At 43.0% G+C, this 20,872-nt stretch carries 16 protein-coding genes; 6 read left to right on the forward strand and 10 right to left on the reverse strand.

Features of this window, described 5'->3' with window-relative positions; translation table 11 throughout:
• Positions 1-139: 139 nt before the first annotated feature.
• From addA to AC6UD0_RS01835, 3 genes are read right to left on the reverse strand one after another with little or no spacing between them, the layout of a single operon-like run.
• Positions 140-3,865 (reverse strand): helicase-exonuclease AddAB subunit AddA, encoded by a 3,726-nt coding sequence (gene addA, locus AC6UD0_RS01825; RefSeq protein WP_500707946.1) that lies wholly within the window; start codon positions 3,863-3,865, stop codon positions 140-142.
• Positions 3,852-7,436 (reverse strand): PD-(D/E)XK nuclease family protein, encoded by a 3,585-nt coding sequence (locus AC6UD0_RS01830; protein ID WP_500707947.1) that lies wholly within the window; start codon positions 7,434-7,436, stop codon positions 3,852-3,854. Before AC6UD0_RS01830 ends, addA begins: the two co-directional genes overlap by 14 nt.
• On the reverse strand, positions 7,436-8,011 hold the full coding sequence (locus AC6UD0_RS01835) for an NAD(P)H-binding protein (RefSeq protein ID WP_500695890.1): 576 nt from the start codon (positions 8,009-8,011) through the stop codon (positions 7,436-7,438). Before AC6UD0_RS01835 ends, AC6UD0_RS01830 begins: the two co-directional genes overlap by 1 nt.
• Positions 8,012-8,185: 174 nt before the next feature.
• Here AC6UD0_RS01835 and AC6UD0_RS01840 point away from each other — a divergent pair, with 174 nt between their 5' ends.
• The gene (locus AC6UD0_RS01840; RefSeq protein WP_500707948.1) at positions 8,186-9,499 is read left to right on the forward strand and encodes an NCS2 family permease; all 1,314 of its coding nucleotides are present in this window, start codon (positions 8,186-8,188) and stop codon (positions 9,497-9,499) included.
• A 44-nt stretch (positions 9,500-9,543) separates the two neighbouring features.
• On the opposite strand, the gene AC6UD0_RS01845 is transcribed toward AC6UD0_RS01840, so the two are convergent.
• Positions 9,544-9,816, reverse strand: a complete 273-nt coding sequence (locus AC6UD0_RS01845; protein ID WP_500707950.1) for a helix-turn-helix domain-containing protein — start codon at positions 9,814-9,816, stop codon at positions 9,544-9,546.
• A gap of 240 nt (positions 9,817-10,056) precedes the next feature.
• Here AC6UD0_RS01845 and AC6UD0_RS01850 point away from each other — a divergent pair, with 240 nt between their 5' ends.
• Positions 10,057-11,481 (forward strand): NAD-dependent succinate-semialdehyde dehydrogenase, encoded by a 1,425-nt coding sequence (locus AC6UD0_RS01850; RefSeq protein ID WP_500696202.1) that lies wholly within the window; start codon positions 10,057-10,059, stop codon positions 11,479-11,481.
• A gap of 96 nt (positions 11,482-11,577) precedes the next feature.
• Here the strand turns inward: AC6UD0_RS01850 and cls are convergent, their stop codons facing one another.
• Positions 11,578-13,050, reverse strand: coding sequence for a cardiolipin synthase (gene cls, locus AC6UD0_RS01855; RefSeq protein ID WP_500706035.1), 1,473 nt, complete (start codon positions 13,048-13,050; stop codon positions 11,578-11,580).
• 119 nt (positions 13,051-13,169) lie between these two features.
• Here cls and AC6UD0_RS01860 point away from each other — a divergent pair, with 119 nt between their 5' ends.
• Entirely contained in the window at positions 13,170-13,328 is a 159-nt protein-coding gene (locus tag AC6UD0_RS01860; protein ID WP_500694255.1) for a hypothetical protein, read from the forward strand.
• Positions 13,329-13,393: 65 nt separating this feature from the next.
• Here AC6UD0_RS01860 and AC6UD0_RS01865 read toward each other — a convergent pair whose 3' ends face one another.
• The 4 genes from AC6UD0_RS01865 to lepB all read right to left on the reverse strand — a co-directional run bounded on the left by AC6UD0_RS01865 (position 13,394) and on the right by lepB (position 17,180).
• Positions 13,394-13,585, reverse strand: a complete 192-nt coding sequence (locus AC6UD0_RS01865) for a hypothetical protein (RefSeq protein WP_500694254.1) — start codon at positions 13,583-13,585, stop codon at positions 13,394-13,396.
• A 432-nt stretch (positions 13,586-14,017) separates the two neighbouring features.
• Positions 14,018-15,343, reverse strand: coding sequence for a C1 family peptidase (locus tag AC6UD0_RS01870; protein WP_500707951.1), 1,326 nt, complete (start codon positions 15,341-15,343; stop codon positions 14,018-14,020).
• A 76-nt stretch (positions 15,344-15,419) separates the two neighbouring features.
• Positions 15,420-16,514, reverse strand: a complete 1,095-nt coding sequence (locus AC6UD0_RS01875) for a hypothetical protein (RefSeq protein WP_500707556.1) — start codon at positions 16,512-16,514, stop codon at positions 15,420-15,422.
• A gap of 63 nt (positions 16,515-16,577) precedes the next feature.
• Positions 16,578-17,180: a signal peptidase I gene (gene lepB / locus AC6UD0_RS01880; RefSeq protein ID WP_500699744.1), complete on the reverse strand. Its 603-nt coding sequence runs from the start codon at positions 17,178-17,180 to the stop codon at positions 16,578-16,580.
• 161 nt (positions 17,181-17,341) lie between these two features.
• On the opposite strand from lepB, the gene AC6UD0_RS01885 reads away from it, so the two are divergent.
• The 3 genes from AC6UD0_RS01885 (at position 17,342) to AC6UD0_RS01895 (ending at position 19,805) form a co-directional block, all read left to right on the forward strand.
• Positions 17,342-18,529, forward strand: a complete 1,188-nt coding sequence (locus tag AC6UD0_RS01885) for a multidrug effflux MFS transporter (RefSeq protein WP_500707555.1) — start codon at positions 17,342-17,344, stop codon at positions 18,527-18,529.
• Positions 18,530-18,684: 155 nt separating this feature from the next.
• Positions 18,685-19,200, forward strand: a complete 516-nt coding sequence (locus AC6UD0_RS01890; protein WP_500707952.1) for a hypothetical protein — start codon at positions 18,685-18,687, stop codon at positions 19,198-19,200.
• Between the two features lie 11 nt (positions 19,201-19,211).
• Entirely contained in the window at positions 19,212-19,805 is a 594-nt protein-coding gene (locus AC6UD0_RS01895) for a cadmium resistance transporter (protein WP_500707553.1), read from the forward strand.
• Positions 19,806-19,824: 19 nt separating this feature from the next.
• Here AC6UD0_RS01895 and AC6UD0_RS01900 read toward each other — a convergent pair whose 3' ends face one another.
• Positions 19,825-20,733 carry an alpha/beta hydrolase fold domain-containing protein gene (locus AC6UD0_RS01900; RefSeq protein ID WP_500707953.1) on the reverse strand — a complete coding sequence of 303 codons (909 nt, stop codon included), beginning with the start codon at positions 20,731-20,733 and terminating at the stop codon, positions 19,825-19,827.
• Positions 20,734-20,872 lie beyond the last annotated feature (139 nt).

The raw sequence follows: 20,872 nt of genomic DNA on the forward strand, positions 1-20,872 counted from the left end.
AATTACATTAAGTAAATCATTAAGTTACCACAAATTTTATCATTCGTTTTTCTTTGAATCAATTAAGTTGGCTAGCTAATATTGTTCGCTTTCTACGAAAATAAAAACGCCAATCACTTTTGACTGACGTTATTATTATTTATTTTTTAGCCCTAACCCGCTGCAAAGTATTATTTGATAGCAGGTATAAATATTCGTCTTTAACTGGTTTACCCAAGATGTCTGATAAAGCAATCCCATAGATATTTACCTGACCACGATACTGGTCAATGATCTTCTTGACACTTTCATCCGGCTTCTTCGGATTAACGAAATCGGTCTTGTAATCAAACAGAACGGGTCCATCGTCTAAATCAAGATAACCATCAATAATTCCGTGGACCAACAACTTTTGTTTTGAATCGTTTTCAAATTCAGAGAAGATTTGGTCGGCTGAAACCAGCAGTGAAAACGGAACTTCCCGATGAAGTTGATCGGGATGAGCCTTAATTAGTTTGCCTAGGTCACTTTGATAAAACTCGACAACCGAATCAACGTTGACCTTTTTGGCAACCTCCGGCGTAATTAACTTATCATTAATCAGCTGCGCCAAGAGTTCTGAAACCGTCTCGTGATTAACTGGTTCTTTGACGTTAATCTTCTGCAAAATCAGATGAGTTGCCGTTCCAATCTCCATCGAGTTGGGTTGTCCGACCGATTGCATGAACTGCGGCTGCATAAACGTTGAGTTATTGTACCGCGTCCGCCTTAAAATCATGTTACGACTTTCGGCGACACTTCCCAGCTGAATGTTGTCCGGATCATCAAATAATCGTTTGATTTCCGAAACGGACTGATAGGCCGTGGTGGTAGTGGCTGCTTTGTATGGATATTTGAACCCCATAATCTGCTTAATTTGTGATTGATCAATTTGATCAGCTGGAAGTTCCTGTTCTTCTGTGGCCGACTTTGTTTCGGTCGTCCCAGGTTGCTTCAAATCCTTCGCCGTCACAAATTCGACCTTAAAGTTCGTCGGATCCTTCGCCAAAACGTGGGTGGCGTCAACTTTTCCACGGTCCTGATAGTAGTTTGGGTGACGAGCAAGGGCCGCCCCAATCCAGTCCATAAAGTTATTCGCACTACTTCTCGTGGACTGATTTAAGACCAGGTCTGAACTCTGATAAGCGCGTTCCCACTTCTTGGTCTCATCTTCAACCGACTTCTTATTCTTAACAATCCCAGTGATGTAGAGTTGTTGCTCAGCCCGGGTCAGTGCAACGTACAACTGCCGCATCTCTTCGGCTAGCATACTGTTGTACTCTAGATCATTAATGGCCACGTACTGTAGACTAGGCAACAGTTCATGCTTTTTTTGATCTAAGTATTTAACCCCAATTCCCAATTTATTATTGAAAATGTAGTTTCCCCGGCTGTCAGAGTTATTGAACTGTTTGGTGGCGTCCATCAAAAAGACCACCGGAAATTCTAGTCCTTTACTACCGTGAATCGTCATGACGTGGACCGAGTCGGTCTCAACTTCTGCAGGGGCCTCCGCTAAATCGTCATCCTTGTCCTGCAGTCGTTTCACAAACTGCACGAAGGCAAACAAACCCTTAAAACTACTCTTTTCGTATTCAGCGGCTCGTTCGTACAAAGCGTGCAGGTTAGCCTGGCGCTTCTTTCCAGCTGGCATCCCACCAACGTAGTCCAAGAAACCCGTCACACTGTAAATGTGCCAGATCAAGTCCGAAAGCTCATGCTTTGTCGCAAAGTCCTTAAAATCATTCAGTTGGTCCAAGAACAACTGCACTTTTTTGGAAACCAAGTTCCCGAATTCGGTTGGTTCCTGTGTCGGATAGTTGTGGTAGAAATCAAGAAGCGACGTGAAATAGTCACCAGTCTTATGGTTAATTCGCAGATAAGCCATCTCATTTTCATCCATTCCCACGATTGGCGAACGCAGGACAGCCGCGAGCGGAATATCTTGATAAGGATTATCAATAATCTGTAAGAGTGACATCATAATCTGAACTTCAGTGGTTTTAAAGTAGCTCTCGCCACCATCAATTGAAAGTGGGATCTGTTTTTGGGCAAATTCCTTGGAAATATCTAAATTATTCTTCCGGGTTGGTTCCAAGATGGCAATATCACCGTAACGAATGTCACGCATCTCGTGCGTGGCCTTGTCGTAGATCTGTATCTTCTTTTTCATTAAGTCCTGGATTTGATCGGCGACCATTTTAACCTGACCTTCAGAACTACTGTCTGGTTCAAGGGTCAGATCGTCGTCATCATGGTCTGAATCATCAACGTACATCATGATATTGGCGTTTGATTGAACGTCGTCACCGTAGTAAGTGGCCCCGTACTTCAACTTGGCGTTGCCGGTATAGTTCATCTCACCAAGACCCCGGTCCATGATTTGAGAAAAGACTAAGTTGGTAAAGTCATCGACGTTTTTGGCTGAACGGAAATTATCGGCCAAAACGACCGCCGTATCCTGATTATCGGATTCTTGATAATCGTCTAGTTTTTCCAGAAACATCCCGGGATCGGCCAACCGGAAACGATAAATCGACTGCTTGACGTCTCCTACCATAAACATGTTCTCATGTTTCGGATTCTTCATGGCGTTTAAAATGGCGTCTTGAAGACGATTATTATCCTGATACTCATCAACCATGATTTCATTAAAGTAGTTCTGAAACTGATGTTGAATTTCAGGACTGTCCTTGCCCTTTCCCGTCAAAATGTTTAACGCAAAGTGTTCAATATCAATAAATTCGTAGGCGTGCTTTTGTTTTTTGACTTCAGCATAGCGCGTCGAAAACGTCTTAACGACGTCCACTAACTTGTTAACGATGGTTTCAGAATGATGAATCACATCCAAATTGTCAGCTTGTTTGGCAAAAAAGTATCGATTGGTAAGGTTCTTTTTGATCGTATCATCAGCATTTTTACGCAGTTCCATGGCTCGTTTCTTGAATTCTTTTTGGGAATCATCCACCTTTTTCCGAGACATGGTTCCCAGTTTAAAATCATGAAATACATCATAGAGGGCATCCCAGTCCGCCGTTTTCAACCGATCGTAAATCTGATTCAACTTTTTAATGTCGGCTTCAACCAAATCGGCCCGATCAGACATGGCACCGTTTAAAAATTCCTGACGGGACTGTTCAAGTAAACTAAGGGCCTGCTTCATTTTGTTTTGAAGTTCTGGGAGGAGGTACTTCTGGTAAAACGCACTCCGAGTGATACTACCGTCCATCTGGTACAAACCTGAAAGCTTATCTAACCACGCCACTGGATCTCGATCAACGTTTGCGAAATCATAAAGTCCCAGAACCACGTCGGTTAAACCGTCGTCACCCCGGTCACTTGAAAAATTGCGGGTTAATCTGGCAAATGACCCATCCTCATCGTCTCCGTACAGGTCTTCGCGCACGTCTTCCCAAACGGTATCCCGGAGCATCTCCAGCTCCGTTCGGTCGGCCAAAATCCGAAAGTTGGGATCTAGGTCAATGGCGTAGTAGTACTTCTGGACCAACCACTGACAAAAAGCATCCATCGTTGAAATGTGGGCCACTGACAACTTCCGAATTTGTTTGACCAAGTTTCGTTTTTGTGCATTGTCACTGGTCTGATTAATTTGATCCTGGAGACCTTTTTTAATGCGGTCCTGCATCTCCTTAGCAGCGGCCTTCGTGAACGTCACAATCAATAGATGATCGACGTCAATGCCGTGTTCGACCTTATTTAGGACTCGTTGAACCAGCACTCGGGTTTTTCCCGAGCCAGCCGAGGCCGACACTAGCGCATTCCCCGGGAACTTTTCCGTAATAGCTTTTTCTTGTTCGGGGGTAAAATTCATACTATTGTTCGCCATTATCACGTGCCTCCTTTCTTAAGAAGTCAATCACGTCCTTGTTGTTCCCCATGTCTTTCACAATTCGATAGTTATTTTCAGTTAATAATGGGTCAAACTGCATCACCGGTTTATAGGGAGAATAAATAATCTTGGATTGGTCTTTATACTGAGACGGTTCCAATTTAATGTTTCCGGCAAAAATCTGCTTACCGGCATTCTTAATCCGATCCTCAGTCCGTTTCAGTAGAAGGTCCAAGTCACGTGGTTCAACAATACTGGTCTTGACCGCATTACTGTATAAATCACCCTTGCTGGTAAACTGATATGGATAAATATTACCGGCATCGTCAACGTTATTGACCATGTCTTCTAACATACCATCGTTATTAACCAAGAGGCCCGTGTACTTATGAGCCTTCATCAATGCAGCTTCCAGCTGCTTCGGATCATCAAAATTCTTGACATCCTGCGGCTTCAAAATCGGATCAAAGATGTGCATATAAAGTGCCCCCGCTAACTTCACCTTGTCAGTAGTAGACAGATTGTCCTGATTTCGTAGCACTGCATCAAGGTAAGTCATCATCTGCATCCGCGTTCCGTCATAGGCTTCCGACAAATCAATCTTCTTTTCACCAGATTTATAGTCAACCACTCCGAGATACTCGGTCCCATCAATGAACATCTGGTCAATCCGGTCAATTCGACCCCGCACGTTCACCGAGTGTTGACTGCCTAAATCAAAGTTCAGACCGTCAATGCCATTCGGTTTTCCGGGTTCACCAAAGATGACCTCGGTGTTTTTCGGCCGCATCTTGGTGTAGTGGGACTGGTCTCTAAGCGCCGTCGCCATCTGGATCACGGTTTGAATTAACTGCCTAGCAATGTACTCCATCCGGTTGGAACTCTTCAGGATTTCGTACTGCAGGTTCGGGTCGTTTTCAATAATGGTATCAGTGATTTCAGTTACCATGTTTTTAATCTGTTCGTTGGTTAATTTAGTAATGTCAATGTGTTCGGCATTAATTTTCTTGACCAGCTCATCAAGGGACTCGTGGTAGAACGTTCCCGTACTGCTGGGGTCAAGATTAAACTCGTCTCGTTCTCTTAGTCGTAAGCCATACTTCAAAAAGTATTCGTACGGATCATAGTAGAATTCTTCTAGCTTAGAAATGGAGGTATTAATCGTGTTCCCGTACAGCCCCGTCACAATTTGTGGCTTCAAAGAAGCTGGCACGTTCTCATACGTCAGACTGCCAAGTAACTTCTGCGTGATGGTCCGCATCGTTGGGTCATTTTCAAGGTTCGCTTTAATCTGATTCCAAGCCGGACTCAATTTTTTACCACTAACCTTCGCATCGAGTGCGGCCTTGACCAAAAACTTCAGGGTGGCACGCTTGGAACCAATGAACTGCCGAACATCATTAGAATCAGATACTGGCGTCCCACTTACATGTTGCTCTTTTAGGTTAAAATGATCCCTAATTCTTGCGATGTACGGTGAGATGGACTGAGTCACGTCTTCCTTTCCGCCACCCAAGTTGTATGAAAAGACCAATTTATCAGATGGAGTCATGAAGGCTAAATAATTTAAGTAGGGTTCGTTGACCATCTGGGTCTCACTGTTGTCATTTAAATACTGGTCATCAGTAAAGTGATCATTCATCTGGTCACGATCAGCGTCGTTAAAAAGACTATTGTTTTCAATCGTGGCCGGCATACTATTGTCGTCAGCCCCCATTACAAAGGTCACTTTTTTATCGTTCAATTGGACTAGTCCGGTTTCAGAAATCGTGACCTGATCCAAGGTTGATGGAATCTGGGAGTACGAAGCCCCTTCAAAACCAGCCTTTAAGAGGTCCAGGAAGGTGTCCATTTCAAAGGGATGATCACCCAAAAAAGTCACAAAGTCGTCCAGTAAACCACACAACGTGTTCCAAACTTGTTCCGACTGACCAGCTTCCTGTAAGTCACCACGTTCAGTGGCATGATCCTGCCAGTGTTTTAGTTCATTAATCACACCATTTTCATCCAAAAATTGGTACAGCAGGTTGGCAGCATCTTTCCCCGTCTTGGCTTGCGCCATTTTCTTATAAAATGGTGGTAACGTTTCTTTTACAAAGTGGCGAATGACGTTGATGTCAGTGGAGATTTCCTTATTTCGATTTGACACAATGCCCGTATCGTTGTCAGAAACAGTGGCGTACTCCCAGTCTTCGTCCTGAGTCCAACATTTCCCCTCGTAGCCATTTTTTAGGACTAAATTTTCACACAACGAAAGACAGCGACGGTAACGATCAATGTTCATCGGCTTTCCGTCTTGATCCCTTGGCAGTAGTAATTCTGACTTTAGTAATCGCATCACATCGTCGTAGCGGTAATTCCGTTTCCGATCGGTACGATAGATGGAAAACAACGCGTCGATTAGTTCCACTAGGGGATGATTGTCCATGTGTTTCTGAATGTCCACGAAATACGGAATTTGTTGCATCTGAAAAATGGGATCAATGACGTTTTGATACTTGTCCAAATGTCTGGTAACCACCATGAAATCGGAGTAACGAAAGCGTCCCGTGGCAACCATCTGACGAATCATGGTCGCAATGTTCATCAACTCGTCATAATTGGAATCAGCCCGAAAAAGTTCGAGGTCCGAGTTGCCATTCGTGTTCGGCGAAATTGGTGTCCCGACCTGGCTACTTGAAATCCAGTAGTCCTCTAGTTCCTTAATGCCATCACTACAACGACAGTCGCCCGCGTACTGATCGGTCATGATTTTGACCCCGCTTGCCTTAGCGTACTGGTACAACTGGTTGTACAGTCTTCCCGAACGCAAAAAGAAGGCCGAGTTATCGGGCATTTCATTTGGATACGAACGGTCCAAGTTGAGGTCAATCGTGATGTCTTTGGCCTTATCAATCAACGTTTTGACGATGTCTAGTTCCGAAGCAGAAAATTGGGAGAAACCACTGATGTAAAAATGCATCTGGGACAGGTCGGTGTTTAGTAGGTACTGGTTTAACATTGTCAAAGTCTGTGAACTATAGACGTATTTTCCGTCCGTTTTTTTCAAGAATTCGCGATAAATCACGCTAATGTCTTTCAGTTTTCCCTGTAATTCGGGATTAATCGTTCCAGGATCAAGATCAGCAATCTTATCCAACGTATCGGGGTCAATCTTGCCCTGCTGCAGTTCGTTAATCTGATCAGCCACCTGCGAAATAAAACCTGGTTGGGCTCCTTCACCCTTAAATACGGATAATTGCTCTTGTTGATTTTCAATAATCTGAAAAATAATCATGTTGATGGCATCTTTTGAAAGCCGAGGTAGTTGATACTCCTTACTGTTGCCGAGAAAATACCACATCAATCGCGAAAAGGAAAAAACCTGGACCCGTGTCTCAGCAAACGTGTTCTGCTGCTTATGATTCAATTGTTTCAGCGTCCCTAGTTCGGACTCAAACTTAATATGGTTCGGTACCAAATAAAAATATGCATCGTGTGGATGCTGCTGCATGGACTGATCAAGATTTCCAACCACTTTTTTAAAATGGTCGTTACTGGCTTTGCCTAAGACAAATTGTAGTGCCATTATGCTTTCCTTTCTGAACGCTCCTCAATGAGTGCTTGTGACTGATTGATAAATTTCTCGTTCACGATTGCGTCAATTACAAAATGTGCAACCGTTTCATGGGAAACGTCTCCAACTGGAACGGACTTTCCTTCTTCAATCGTATGACCATCGTTGTGTTTGGTATTAACTACGTTAACCAAGCGAAAAACAGTGTAGGGGATTTCCGATTCATCAATGACTTTTATGGCATACTGTTGCTGCTTTAAAAATTCAGAGACGTCATCGACTCCCGGATAATCAAGTTTTCCGTCAACTTCTTTGTCAATGCCTGCTACCGAAAGAAAAATAACTCGTTCTAGTTGAAGGCGGTGCGAATAAATCACGGAAAACAACGCTTCCATGTCCAAATCAACGTCCATCGGTCCCAGAAAAGAAACCACGATATCAACATCCTTTAAGTGTCCCCGATACGTCCGTTCCTTAGTAAAATCGCCCGCGGTAATCTCAAAAACCTGAAATTTATTACTTCTATTAAAGTAGTTAAAGACCATTTGTTCGGCCGGAGTATTTCCTAATAATAAAATCTTCTTCATCTCTAAAACTCCATTCATACTCTAATTCTAACAAACATGTCAACGGACGTTAATGCACGATTTTTGCCTTGTAATTAGTATCGTTCGTGATTTGACACATTTTAACTTTGTGTTATCCTATTATCGTAATTCGTTTTTGAAAAACCGAATATTAATTTGATAGGAGTTGTGGAAATGGCTAATCGAATTGCCTCGTTTTTTCACTTTCAGGAATTAGGAACTAACTTCACCCGTGAAACGGTTGCGGGAGTTACGACTTTTGTTTCCATGGTGTACATTTTATTCGTAAACCCGAATGTTTTGGGTGCCGCAGGAATGGATAAAGGTGCCGTCTTTACGGCAACGGCCCTCGCCTCTGCCTTTGGCTGTTTCCTAATGGGAATCATCGCAAACTATCCGTTTGCATTATCCGCCAGTCTGGGGCTCAACGCCTTCTTTGCGTACTCCGTATGTATTGGGATGAAGATTCCATGGCAGACCGCACTAGCCGGCGTGTTTGTTGCCTCCATTCTTTTCGTCATCTTGACCTTGCTCAAGTTGCGAGAAAAAATCATTGATTCGATTCCATCTGACTTAAAGTCAGCCATTGCTGGTGGGATTGGCCTGTTCATTGCCTTTTTAGGATTAAACAATGGTGGGCTTGTGGTTGCTAACAAGTCCACTTTGGTGGGTCTTGGTTCGTTCAGTAACCCTCTTACTTTACTGACGGTTGCCGGCTTAGTCATCACCTTGTTCTTGATGGCCGCTAACGTTCCAGCCTCAATCTTCATTGGGATGGTTGCTTCAGCCGTAATTGGAGTCCTTTTCGGATTAATCAAAATGCCTACCGGAATCGTCTCGGCAGTTCCCAGCATTAAGTCCACTTTCCTAGTAGGACTATTCAATGTTGACAAGATCAACACGCCCCAGTTAATTGTCGTCGTGTTGACGTTCCTTTTGGTAACCTTCTTTGATACCGCCGGAACGTTAGTTGGATTAGCCGAACAGGCTGGTTACATGAAAAACAATAAAATTCCACGAATCGGCCGTGCTTTAGGTGCCGACTCGGTTACCATGCTGGTTGGTTCACTTCTTGGAACTTCGCCAATGGGTGCCTACGTGGAATCATCAGCCGGCATTGCGGTTGGTGGTCGTTCTGGATTTACGGTAATTGTGACCGGAATTCTGTTCTTGTTAGCAATGTTCTTCTCGCCACTATTGACCGTTATTACTAGTCAGGTGACAGCTCCCGCACTGATTATCGTTGGAATCTTGATGGCCAAGTCACTTGGTAACATTCATTGGAACAAGTTTGAAGTGGCAGCCCCAGCCTTTCTGATTGCAATTGGAATGCCACTAACGTACAGTATCTCTGACGGAATTGCACTTGGTTTCATCGCCTACCCAATTACCATGATTGCCGCTAAACGTGGTAAAGAAGTCGGTTGGATGATGTACTCGTTAGCAATTATCTTCCTAGTCTTCTTGTGGATCTTAAACGTAAAATAACAAAAAGCCCCAAAATGAATTTGAAAGTTCATTTTGGGGCTTTTTTAAGAAATGATAATACTAAGTTTTTTACCTAACGCCGTCGCAATTTTTGAAAGCGTCTTTACACTAACGTTATCACCCTTCTCAACGCGGTTAACGGTTGACTGAGGAATTCTAGCCTTTTTAGCAAGTTCTCTTTGAGAATATCCCGCATCTTTCCGTACTTTCATAACTAAAACAGCACCTTCTAATTTGCCTTCTTCTTTTTGAACCCCACTCTTAAAGCCGGGTTCTTTTTTATCTCTATCTAAGACATACTTTTCTAACTTATTCATTATATTCTCCCCTTATCAAGTATATATTTATTTTTTGTTCTTTTCCCACTTGCAAGATTTTTGTATCTTTTTCGTAAATATATAGGTAAATAATTTTTTCAAAACAATTAAGCCAATTTCATTGTAACCGCTTCCGAATGGATTATACTCAAGGTGAGATATGAGTTAGCTAACTGATTCTCATAGTTATTTGGTCACTAAAGTTTAATTCAAGTTTATTTATAATAAGGGAGAGTTATTATGGCATATGAGACTGTAAATCCATTTAACAACGAAACAATTAAGACTTATCCAAACGCTACCGACGCAGAATTAGAGCAAGTCCTAAAAACTGACGAAGCGCTTTATCAAAAAACGAAAAAACAAGACATTAAAAAACGAGCTAAAATCCTTCACAACGTTGCCAAGGCTTTGCGTGACAACAAGGACGATCTAGCTAAGACCGCTACCATTGAAATGGGCAAGTTGTTCCGCGAATCTCAAGGTGAAGTTGAACTTTGTGCCATCATTGCTGATTGGTTCGCCGACCACAGCGAAGAATTGCTTCAACCAAAGGCCATCTCTTCAATTGTAACTGGTGAGGCTGAAGTTCACTACCACGCCCTCGGGACGTTAGTCATGGTTGAGCCATGGAACTTCCCTTACTACCAGATCATGAGAGTCTTTGCTCCCAACTTTATGGTAGGAAACCCAATGATTCTAAAGGATGCCTCAAACATCCCAGACTCAGCCCAATCATTTGCGGACGTCATCAGAAAGGCTGGGGCACCAAAGGGCGCTTTAACCAATATGTTCCTATCATACGACCAGGTCACAAAAGCCATCGAAGACAAACGGGTTCAAGGAGTAGCACTAACTGGCTCCGAACGAGGTGGATCTTCAGTCGCTGAGGCCGCTGGTAAAAACCTCAAGAAAAACTCAATGGAACTGGGTGGAATGGATCCATTCCTGATTCTAGATGACGCTGATTTAGACAAAGCGGAAGACATTGCTTGGCGGGTTCGTCTCTATAACGACGGTCAGGTCTGCTGTTCTGACAAACGTTTCATCGTCATGGACAACGTCTACGACAAGTTTGTTGAGAAATTAAAGGAAGACTTCAGCAAGGTTAAAATGGGTGATCCAATGGACCCATCCACAACGCTTGCTCCAATGAATTCCAAGAAAGCTAAGGACAAACTTCAATCCCAAGTTGATGCCACCATTAAAGCCGGCGCTAAGGTAGTCTATGGCAATGAACCAGTTGATCTCCCAGGCCAATTCTTCATGCCAACCATTCTTACCGACATCGACAAGTCTAACCCTGGCTACACCACTGAATTCTTTGGTCCAGTTGCTTCGGTCTACAAGGCCCACAGTGAACAAGAAGCCATTGATCTTGCAAACGACAACCCTTATGGACTAGGTGGAATCGTCTTCTCCGGTGATCCCCAACATGGCGCCAAGGTTGCCGACCAGATTGAAACCGGGATGGTCTTTGTTAACAACTTCCTTGCTTCCCTTCCAGCCTTACCATTCGGTGGTGTAAAAGGTTCTGGTTATGGTAGAGAAATGAGTGACATTGGTCAAATGGCATTCGTCAATCAACAATTGATCGTTACCGCTCAAGAACCAGATATGCATAACCTGGCAGGTGCACTGGTTGCCACTGATCCTGAAAAATAAATCAAACTAAGAATGAACTTAAATAATTCATCCTTTTTAATAAAGAAGAGTCTAGATCGTTTAATCTAGGCTCTTCTTTATTTTTAAATTTGAACGTTAGAGAATTGGTGACAATAAACGGCTAAAGTGCTGCTTAAAGTTTAACCACCATGATTCCGATTCAAACATCTTCGTTGTCTGCAGGGTACTATTCTTCAAGTCCTCTTCAAAAATTGCTCCCATTTGTTTTCCAAATGCTTCATCATAGGTAAATGAATTAATCTCGAAGTTTAGTTTAAAACTACGATAATCCATGTTAGCGGACCCAACTGAGACAATTTTATCATCAACGACAACCGTTTTAGCGTGCATAAAGCCGTTATTGTAGTAGTAGACTTTGACCCCCAGTTTGGTTAACTGACGTGCATAGTACTGGGTGGCCCGGTATACGAACGGATGATCCGGCATGTCTGGCACGATGATTTGGACGTCAACGCCTGACATGGACGCAATCTTCAAGGCATCTAAGACCGATGGGTCAGGGATTAAATATGGCGTCGTAATCTGGACCTTGTGTTTGGCCATTTCAATCATCTTAATGTAGCCAATCTTAATTTGTTCCATACTGGTATCAGGGCCACTGGAAACAATCTGCATGACCGCTTCACCGTCGGTATGAATGATTGGATAGTACTTCTTGATCATTTCTGGGTTGTTGGGATTAATTTGGAGTTTCCCATCAGTGGCGTTCCAATCCAAAATAAACTGGGACTGGAGTCCATAAATGGCGTTTCCGTGAATTCGAATTGAACAGTCCTGCCAATTACCAAACTTCTTACTCCAACCCATGTACTGGTCGCCGATGTTAAAGCCACCGACGTAAGCATGCTCACCATCGATCACTAGAATCTTGTGGTGATCTCGAAAGTTAACCCGAAAATCAAAGAAATTAGAATGGGTGTGTAAAAATGGGTAAGCATGGCCACCCGCTTCAAACAGCGGTTTAAAGAATTTCTGCGTGGTCCCCATCGAACCCCATGAGTCATAGATGACCCGGACGTCAACGCCCTCTTTGGCCTTCTCAACCAATGCCGCTAAGACCTTTTTCCCAATTTTATCAGCATAAAAAGTGTAGAATTCAAGGTTAATGGAACTTTTCGCGTTCTTAATGTCAGAAAACATCTGATCCATCAACTTGTCGCCATTAGTGAAAACGTCGATTTTGTTGTTGTCATAGAGTGGCGAGGTATCAGAATTCATAAACATGCGAACCATGTTAGCTGACTCCCACGCAATCTGTTTTGATGGTGTGTCAGCATCCTTCGGTTTTTTAAGCATTGCTTTTTCTTCACTAAGTTCGTGTCTCACGTGTTTTTTCACGCTACCCTTTAACCGAAAGAACTTACTCTTAGGTAGTTTTCTCCCAAAGAAAGCGTAAATAATGAAACCTAGTAATGGTAGAAATACCAGTACTAAAAGCCATGCCCACGTTGCGGCGATGTCTCGGGGTTGCCTGAACACGGTAATAATCGCAAAAATCGCATTACCGATGACGATAATGTGCCAAATTAACATCCAATCAATTGCCATTGTAGATCCTCCTAGGTTTTATACGTCTATAATACATAATTTTAAAAGACTTTGCTTACTTTTTTGCTAACGATGGATTAAAATGATATGTACTTCGCATGAAATAGCAGGTGATGAAAATGAATTCTTACTTTGTCCTTGGACTACATGGTGTACACAGTTTTTCGATTCTTCATCGATTAGTCAACGCCCTGATTGCCAATCCGCAGGTCGCAACCGTGGTCTTTGCCGCCATAGTAATCGCGATCTTAGTTTATCAATTGTTTTTGAAAAAATAAAAGTGTTTCATAGTTGGCGATTAGTAAACATCGTTCACAACTACGGAACACTTTTTATTATTTGTTCATTTATATCGATAATGATGATTAATTGTACTCTGAACACGTTGATTAATGATTAACAAGAATGCCAAACTGGAGAAAAGCAGTATTAGCATCGGAAAGTAATCGATGGGGAGACTAATTAGTACCAAAGATAACGATCCAAATATCATAAATTCAACGACGTACAATCCAATTTTTAAAAACCACTTCATCTTACTCTCCCACCTATTCTACTGCTTGTTTAATAATTATTGATGCAAATTATACAAGCAATATAAATCGGTGTCTACCGCTTAGTAGCGGTGTTTTGGAATTTTAACCCGCTGTTAAATGGATTGTAATAGTGTATAATGTCACAAACACTTTTTTCATGCCAAAACAACGAATGTAAATCTAAAAAAGAGGTAACCTACTGTGAAACGAACTTACGTTAAAACCAAAAATGGAATATTTACCAATAACATTTTGTGATCAATAACTGTCCTAGCTATGCATCCCAATAACGATTCATTAAAGTATGAAGCAATTGTACGGGCAGCTGTATATCAATGCGACTGCCTTTTTTTATAATTATATATTATCATACGGAATAAAATAAGCCATAAAAAAACACCCTTCCCATCGGAAGAGTGTTAAATTAATTTTTATTGTAATGAATCCCATGGATCCAACTTGATTGGAGTCTTCTTCAAGACCTCTTTTTGGGTGTGTTTTAGATAACTCTTCTTAACAACCACTTCGTAAACGAAGTCCTGCATCCATTCGTCGGTCATTGCGAAGTAGCCGTCGTCTCCAACCTTCTTGCCCCAACTGTTTTCAACTTTCCATTTCGTTGGAACGTCGTTGATTAAATCAACACCGGTCAACGTCATGGCGTGGGAAACTTCAGCTTCGTGGTACTTGAGGCGTTCAGCCTTGGTCATGGTCATATCAACCCCGAATAAGGCAGATTGACGGTAGAGTTTGCTATCCAAGTAACCCTTTTGTCGGTTCATTTGATGCAAAACATCATTTCCAAACCAAACGGTCTCGCCATCTTTAAGTTGCTTAATGGCGGCTTCCTTCAGTTCGTCCATTGGGGCATTCAAGAACTCAATTGGCATGCCACCCTCAACGTTGTTTTGACTTGGAAGAGAATACATCTCATCCATCTTCTTATCAGGTGAATTGGTCAAAACGACGTAATCGTTTAAGTCAACGCCAATGTACTTGTCGTAAAATTGCTTGGGAGTCAAACCCTGGTCTAAATGATACTTCTTATCATCATCACGATATTCAAGGTCAAAGGTCTTTGGTGGAACACCAAATGAGTAAGCCGTCATGCGGTAGACTTCTGTCATCATTTTCTGTTTCATTTGATTAATATCATCGTCTGAGGCATCAGAATTAACCAAGTCTCTGAGGACCATCCCGTCGTGACGTAACTTTCGATCCATCACCTCATCGTAGTCGGTGGTGTCATCGGTGACGGCCGTTTCTGGAAAAGCCTCTTTGGGCATAACGCCGTACTTTTGGACCAGTGCCGCTGCCATTGCCCATTGGCCACCGTCTTCACCCGGCATGCTCAAGTAAAAGTCAACGTCCCGGTCACTCGTTGGTCGATCGGCCAATGCAATCATACGGTCGTAAAACATATTCGCCCGTTCAATCTTGTCCCAGAAGAACAGGTAGTTTTGGGATAACTCAAAGTCTTTCTTGTTGTACTTGACCGCAAATTTATGTCTCAAGGTGTTTAACAATGAAAATAGCCAGCAGCGGCCACTGTGTTTCTGATTAGAAACCGTTCCCGTATCAATGTCAATTGAGAAGGTGCGGTTCAGACGCACCGCCGTCTTAGGGTCCTCTGAAGCCTTATCAATCCCATTAGTCATGATGGCCCGTGAGATCACTTCATTTTTAGGTTGCACTTCCAGATCGGCCTGCATTTGATCAACGTCGTCTGGTGTAATTGGATGATTAAATTCCGTCATTATCTTCGTCCTTTCTTTCGATTAATTAGTTAATTGTAATTCTAAGTCTCAACTAATCGTTTTACAAGCGAAGGGACTAAAAATTAGGATTCGTCATTCGCATCAGCTCGGGACCACGGTTTACCAGCAACATGCCCTTCCCGTTTTCAAACGACAGTCCCTCAAATTCACGGTGACCATCGGTGATAATCGTCCGGATGTCACTGGTCTTTAAGTGGCCTAACTTATTGACCGGAATCCGCATGATGCCACCATTGGAAACGAGATATAGGTTATTATTCTTATCATTGTACGCTAGTGACTGAGGCACAATCCCAGGAGCGTGTCGGATTAACTGCGGAATTAGTTTGAACTTAGCTCCCCGCTCGTTAATCTGGCCGCGATAAATCTTGACGGCTCCCCTTGGAGCAATTCCATGATGGGTGATGCTGTAAAAATACGCCCGACCGGTTTTATCAAAGGCGAGGACCATTCCCATTGGAACCTTACCAGGAATGGTCGACTGAACCCGTGCTCTGACTTTTTGTTCTGGCTTTAAGGTGTCCATGTTCAGACGTTGGACAACCGGTTTGAAGCCATTCTGTTTGATAAACCACATCTGTTTATTCTTAGGGTTATAGGCCATCGACTGCCCGTGCCCCGTGTGAAAGACGGGCCCAACCTTGATGGCGGCCAATTCGGTCTTACTATGACGAAACTTCCCCATGTAGCCTGGCAAGTCAAATCCCAGTTCGTTTAGCTTTTTTAAATCATAGCGCACCACGAACCCGGTGTTGGAGCCACCGTAGAAGGTGTACATAACGTACGCATACTGTCCGTGTAGCACCACACTCTGTGGATTACGCATCAGCCGGTGATTGCGGTCGTTCAAACGCGCGTGTCTACTGGTATAAGTAGGTAAAAAGTATTGGGTAACAAAGTCAGAATGACCGTCACCCCGAATCGTATGTAAAGTGTTCGGATAGTTCTCATCGGGTTTATAGGCCGATTCGTATGGATAATAGCCCCGTGAGTAATCCTTGTTGTCAACTACCTGATAGGCGTGTGCTTGTTTTGATGATTGGGTCTCATTTTGATTTGATTTCATAAATTCTAAAAGGTAAAAAATGACGACCAATCCAACAAAAAGCAGACACATCACAAATAAAAGCTTCTTCATCAATCCCTTCATATAATCCCCCAAAAATTAATTTAAATAAAAAGCTCATCATAAATATGATGAGCTTTTATTGATTTAATATCCTAATTCATTAATATTATACCGCTTTTGCTTGGTGGTACTCCATGGGAAGGTCTTGACAACCCCAACGACCTTCTTCTTTGGAACAAAGCCCCAGTAACGGCTATCGTTTGAGACGCTCCGGTGATCACCTAGAACGAAGTACTCACCTTTAGGTACTTTAACGGCACCCTTATTTTTAGGCCAGTTCTTGGATAAACTAGTTAGATCCCAGTCACCAGGCATCCGGTTGTAGTAAGTTCCCTGTTGCTGCTGACTCTTACTGATGTAATCCTGGTTAACCTTCTTGTTGTTAACGTAGATACTGCCACCCTTAAAGGCAACAGTATCACCAGGAAGTCCAATCACCCGCTTAACGTAGTCGGTGTTCGGGGCAGCGGTGGGATCCTCCCCCGCCGCATTAAACACGACGACACTTCGATGCTTAATCTTCGCCTGTCTGAAGACCATGATCCGTTCCCCATTTTCAAGGTTCGGCTGCATCGACGGTCCATCAACCTTGGCCAGCGTAAATAGATATTGTCTGATTATTAAGGCTAGGATCAGTCCAATCACAATCGGAATCACCCAACTCATGACGCTCTTAAAAAATTTCATTTCAGATTCTCCTCAATCATTATGTATAATTTTATTCTATCACTAATGATTTGTCAGGGATGAACTCCATCCCGAAAATTTCCTTTATATATTTAGTAAGTATACCTTATAATAGCAATTAGTGCGTCATTGATCGCAAATTTTTTACTAGGGATGAAAAAATGGAAACAAAGAAAAGTCACGTCATTTGGTTAGCGGTCCTCCTTGGGATCGTGAGCGCAACAGGTCCACTATCAATGGACCTATACATGCCGGCGCTCCCACAGATGATGGCAACGTTTCACACCAACGCCTCTATGATGCAACTAAGCATCACTGCTTGTCTGATTGGCCTGGCGGTTGGACAAGTCATCATCGGCCCCTTAAGTGACCATTATGGTAGAAAACCACTACTAATCATCGGTTTTGTCCTATTTAGTGTCTCATCTGCAATGATCGCGTTCATTCCCAATATCTATGCCTTAATCACTTTAAGACTCATTCAAGGAATCGCTGGAGCAACCGGTCAAGTCATTTCTAGAGCCGTCGCTCGTGACATGTTTTCAGGAAAAATCCTGACCCGTTTTTATTCACTATTGACTGCTGTTAACGGCATCTTCCCAATCATTGCTCCCATCTTTGGTGGTTTAATCATTAAAATTACCGACTGGCAGGGAATCTTTCTCATTTTAGGGGTGATCGGAATCGTCATCGTTTTCATGTGCCTCTTTGGCATTCCCGAAACCTTAACGCCCAAAAACCGCAGCACCGGTTCCCTTTTTCAATCCGAAGTACAGATGTTTTACCTACTAAAGGATCCCAAGTTTCTCCGCCTGGTGCTCGCAACCGGACTGGTCTACGGGTCGCTATTTAGCTACATTTCTTCCTCTTCCTTTGTCTTTCAGAGTCAGTTTCACATGTCAGTCACCGAATTTAGCTTCTTATACGCCATAAACGGAGTTGCAATTGGGATTGGTAGTGCGTTGCCGGGTCGTTTGGTAATGAAAACCGACTCCATCACCCTATTAAAATGGTTCATTAAGGCCACCATCATCACTAGTTTCATCCTGATTCTCAGTGCCATCTGGTTTAAAAACCTGTTAGTGGTTATTATCCTAGTCTTCATCATTCTCATCTTTATCGGTGCCATGCTGACGTTATCCACGACCGTCGCCATGAACGCTGCCAGTAAGAACGCCGGCAGTGCCTCAGCTCTTGTGGGTCTAACGCAAAACGCCATGGGTGGAATTGTTTCACCACTCGTTGGTATCATGGGTGAAAATACGTATTTGCCAATGGGACTCATCATTTTAATTGCCATGATTCTGATTAATTTATTGTTGGTCAGACCCAAAACTGTGAGAAAATAAAGCAAAATCATTAATTTTTTCTGCAGGTTTTCTTCATGTTTTCTGCAGGTTTTCAGCACCCTTAAGTACCCAAAGACTATCAAATCAACGTTTTTACATCATCTTTTCTGCAGGTTTTCTGCAGATTTATTCTATCAATAAGGAGAACACCCCCCATGCTCACCACCAAAAACAAACGCTTCGACTCCTTCTCACTTGTAGTCGGACTCTACTTTTTATTTGTTGCGTTCCTCCTATTTATCCGACCAATTGGCTCTTTAATTACCATTATGGCACTTGGAACCCTACTTGCCGGAATTTACCGTTACGTCCTGTACTACGAGTTGTCCAACTATTTCAATGTGATTAATAAGACCCTAATTGTAACGGGAACGATTGAACTCGTAATCAGTATCATCTTGTTTTTTCATCAGTTACTAAACTTTCACGTGGTCCTGATCTTAATATTTACCTGGATAATCGTGGACTCCCTCACCGAACTTTTAACGGTCAAATTCATCCCTAAGGTTCGGAAGTGGTACCACGCAGTCGTGATTGGCCTTGGGATTTTGGGCATTATCGTTTCAGTTGCCCTCACCATTCTGTCGTTTGTCTCCACCTCAGAAATGGTCATCTTATTGGCCTTGTTCTTCGTCGCCGATGGCATCGTCATTGCCGTTCGAGCATTTTAAGGAGTGAACCAATGATCGAAATTATTTTCAGCTCAATCGTGGCTTATTTTTCAACCAATCTGGATTACTTACTCGTCTTGGTCCTCTTGTTAGGAGCTTATAAGAGCCCAAAGTTGGTCCTAACTGGTGACTTAATTGGAACGGTGGGGCTCACTCTACTGCCAATGATAATTGCGCGAATTCTCGGGGCCGTGCCTCAGATGTGGATTCTCGGTCTTCTTGGGATCTTCCCCATTTTATTCGGAATTAAGGAGTTATTTCCACCAAAGCCGCACTCAAGTAGTGACATCAGTACCAGTAAGGGATCGAAATTCAAAATCGTGATGAAAGTCGTGGCGATCACCATCACTGCGTGTGGTGCCGATAACGTCGCCGTTTTCATTCCCATTTTCATCCGCAAAACTAATTTAGAACTACTCTTGGCACTCATCACCATGCTCATCATGGCGGTCATCTTTTTCTTCTGTGCCATCCTCATTGAGGATAACCAGCCCATCAAGAAGCTGTTAGGAAAATACGGCCGTTACCTGTCATCAATCGTGTACATTCTTTTGGGAGTCTCCGTTTTAGTTCAAAACGGAACGATTGCCCATTTCTTTCATTAATTAACAAAAAGGCATCCCACTAGGATGCCTTTTCCTTTTGTTTCATAACTCGTTTCATGAACTGATCCTTCTGGTCAAACACGGTCTCATTCATAAAACCACTTGGACCATGGGGAACGCCGTCAACAATGTGAACCTCAACGTTCTGTTTGCCAATGAACTTGATGAGTTCGGCCGCCATGTTAATCGTCTGAACGTAAGGAACAACTCGGTCACCGGTTCCCGCGTATAGAAGCGCCGGAACCATGGCATCATTTAGGTACGTCACCGGATTGGCCTCGGCAACTAAATCAGGAACGTCAATCGGTCGGTGAAATCCCAGCATGGCACCCTCAAAAGAGTCGGCGTCACCGGTTTCATAAAAATTGGGCTTTTGACCGAGCGCCTCAAACTCCGGCTTTAAAAGGTCCATTTCGTACAATCCGTACGAAGAAATCACACCATCAACCTGACTCGAATAGTCAAAATGACTACCAAAATCACTTTCAAGGTGGCCACTGGCTTCAGAAGCTGCCAGTAACATCGCTAATTGAGCCCCTGATGATTCACCCATCATGAAAACTGCGTTACTATCAAAGTGATAACTATCAGCGTGAGCTTTCACGAAGCGCACCACGGCTTTTAATTCGTAGATTGCGGTGGGAAATGGTTTCATGTAACTAAGCGAATAATTGGGACTGACAACCGCGTAACCGCGCTTTAACAGTTCCAAAGCACCGTTTAATTTAAAAGAACTCTTCTGTCCGAAGTACATCCCACCGCCATGTACATCAATGATGACCGGGTAACGGTCACGCTTTTCGTTTGGGAGGTAAACGTCTAGTTTGTGTCGTTCTCCATCCGCATAGGCCACATCGATGAACTTGCGGTCCACGAAGTCAGAATCGGCAGGCGAAAATTTATGTTCACGTTCAATGAATTTAACCATTTTAAGACTCCTTTGAAGTAGTTAATTTTATGATAATTCAAAAGCAGAAGGCCGGCAATTATTCCTACTTAATCGTGATGGTTTTGCCCTGACTCAGGTTAAATTAATTTATTTTACAAAAGTCAGTTTTTTCTATTGC

Source organism: Fructilactobacillus sp. X7R9C1, assembly GCF_059901005.1.

Bases quoted from the DNA above. Each gene is read 5' to 3' on its own strand.
- addA (WP_500707946.1), bottom strand. From the start codon at position 3,865: ATGGCGAACAATAGTATGAATTTTACCCCCGAACAAGAAAAAGCTATT.
- AC6UD0_RS01830 (WP_500707947.1), bottom strand. From the start codon at position 7,436: ATGGCACTACAATTTGTCTTAGGCAAAGCCAGTAACGACCATTTTAAA.
- AC6UD0_RS01835 (WP_500695890.1), bottom strand. From the start codon at position 8,011: ATGAAGAAGATTTTATTATTAGGAAATACTCCGGCCGAACAAATGGTC.
- AC6UD0_RS01840 (WP_500707948.1), top strand. From the start codon at position 8,186: ATGGCTAATCGAATTGCCTCGTTTTTTCACTTTCAGGAATTAGGAACT.
- AC6UD0_RS01845 (WP_500707950.1), bottom strand. From the start codon at position 9,816: ATGAATAAGTTAGAAAAGTATGTCTTAGATAGAGATAAAAAAGAACCC.
- AC6UD0_RS01850 (WP_500696202.1), top strand. From the start codon at position 10,057: ATGGCATATGAGACTGTAAATCCATTTAACAACGAAACAATTAAGACT.
- cls (WP_500706035.1), bottom strand. From the start codon at position 13,050: ATGGCAATTGATTGGATGTTAATTTGGCACATTATCGTCATCGGTAAT.
- AC6UD0_RS01860 (WP_500694255.1), top strand. From the start codon at position 13,170: ATGAATTCTTACTTTGTCCTTGGACTACATGGTGTACACAGTTTTTCG.
- AC6UD0_RS01865 (WP_500694254.1), bottom strand. From the start codon at position 13,585: ATGAAGTGGTTTTTAAAAATTGGATTGTACGTCGTTGAATTTATGATA.
- AC6UD0_RS01870 (WP_500707951.1), bottom strand. From the start codon at position 15,343: ATGACGGAATTTAATCATCCAATTACACCAGACGACGTTGATCAAATG.
- AC6UD0_RS01875 (WP_500707556.1), bottom strand. From the start codon at position 16,514: ATGAAGGGATTGATGAAGAAGCTTTTATTTGTGATGTGTCTGCTTTTT.
- lepB (WP_500699744.1), bottom strand. From the start codon at position 17,180: ATGAAATTTTTTAAGAGCGTCATGAGTTGGGTGATTCCGATTGTGATT.
- AC6UD0_RS01885 (WP_500707555.1), top strand. From the start codon at position 17,342: ATGGAAACAAAGAAAAGTCACGTCATTTGGTTAGCGGTCCTCCTTGGG.
- AC6UD0_RS01890 (WP_500707952.1), top strand. From the start codon at position 18,685: ATGCTCACCACCAAAAACAAACGCTTCGACTCCTTCTCACTTGTAGTC.
- AC6UD0_RS01895 (WP_500707553.1), top strand. From the start codon at position 19,212: ATGATCGAAATTATTTTCAGCTCAATCGTGGCTTATTTTTCAACCAAT.
- AC6UD0_RS01900 (WP_500707953.1), bottom strand. From the start codon at position 20,733: ATGGTTAAATTCATTGAACGTGAACATAAATTTTCGCCTGCCGATTCT.